The sequence below is a fragment of the Bradyrhizobium altum genome (genome assembly GCF_020889705.1).
GTDB lineage: Bacteria > Pseudomonadota > Alphaproteobacteria > Rhizobiales > Xanthobacteraceae > Bradyrhizobium > Bradyrhizobium altum.
In genome coordinates, this window is record NZ_JACMYP010000596.1 from 1 (window position 1) to 722 (window position 722).

Sequence of the window (722 nt, forward strand, 5' to 3'; positions counted from 1 at the left end):
CGACAAAGCCTACGATGTGGAAGACTTCGTCAACGAGCTGCGCTCGATGAACGTGACGCCGCATGTGGCACAGAACACCAGCGGCCGCAGCTCTACGATTGACGGGCGAACGACCCGGCACGGCGGCTATGCTGTCAGCCAGCGCATCCGCAAGCGGATCGAGGAGGCATTCGGCTGGATCAAGACGATCGCGGGGCAAGAGAAGACCCGCTTCCGTGGCCGTGATCGCGTCGCATGGGCCTTTACCTTCGCTGCCACCGCCTACAACCTGGTGCGGCTGCCCAAGCTGATCGCGGAGACCGGCTGATGGCCAAGGTGCCCGGCTTCGCCAAGGCCTTTGCAGGCCGCTGGCGCATCGTCGAGATGGACGTCTGGGATAGCGACTTCCTCGATCTTGTCGAGGAAGCGCATCTCACCTTCCAGGGCAAGTCCGATGGCAAAATCGCCTTTGGGGCTCTCAAGGGGTTCCTGGATGTGCGCTACGGCACCCGCGACGGATCGGCGTGCGCGGAGTTCTCATGGGAAGGGCACGACGAGAACGATCCGTCCTGCGGACGTGGTTGGGCTATGATCGGAACTGCAGACAGGCTCGTCGGCCACTTCTACATCCACAATGGCGACGATTCAGCCTTCGTTTGCGAACGCGGCTGAGTTCTTCAACAGCCTGCTAGTCTTACTGCGTCACAAACGATGATCTGTGTAGTGGTCGAACTTGATCGCAC

The 722-nt window shown here is 60.9% G+C and carries 2 protein-coding genes; both read left to right on the forward strand.

The features are described from left to right. Positions 1-307 (forward strand): transposase (locus tag H8B02_RS47605; RefSeq protein WP_229172562.1); only part of this gene is annotated, 307 nt, incomplete at its 5' end. Beyond that, positions 307-651: a hypothetical protein gene (locus H8B02_RS47610; protein ID WP_229172563.1), complete on the forward strand. Its 345-nt coding sequence runs from the start codon at positions 307-309 to the stop codon at positions 649-651. The genes H8B02_RS47605 and H8B02_RS47610, both read left to right, overlap by 1 nt. Positions 652-722: the final 71 nt, after the last annotated feature.

Excerpts from the sequence above, each read along its gene's own strand:
- H8B02_RS47610 (WP_229172563.1), top strand. The coding sequence starts at position 307 with ATGGCCAAGGTGCCCGGCTTCGCCAAGGCCTTTGCAGGCCGCTGGCGC.